The following is a 260-nucleotide window of genomic DNA, read 5'->3' as shown; positions in this document are numbered from 1 at the left end:
CGCAGCCCCTGGCGAAACTCGGAGCTGCCGGCGAAGCGCTCGCAGAAGTCCTTGAGCGGCAGCTGCCCGATGGGGTGGCCCGACAGGCGCAGCAGGGTATGGAGCTCCGACTCTCGATTGAGCACCGGCGTCCCGGTCAGCAGGTAGCGGTTGGGCACCTTGGCGGCGATGTCGAATCCATTGCGGGTCCAGGCGGCCGTGGGCTCCTTCAATCGGTGTGCCTCATCGATGATCATCACCGCGAACTGATCGGCGATCGC

The 260-nt window shown here is 66.2% G+C and carries 1 protein-coding gene; it reads right to left on the bottom strand.

The features are described 5' to 3' along the window. Window positions 1-260, bottom strand: a 260-nt coding sequence (locus tag RND78_RS28055; protein ID WP_312733515.1) for an SNF2-related protein, incomplete at both ends; no start/stop codon positions are given.

The sequence above is a fragment of the Pseudomonas oryzihabitans genome, assembly GCF_032027545.1.
Lineage (GTDB): Bacteria > Pseudomonadota > Gammaproteobacteria > Pseudomonadales > Pseudomonadaceae > Chryseomonas > Chryseomonas oryzihabitans_F.
This window is presented reverse-complemented; position numbering and strand designations above follow the sequence as displayed.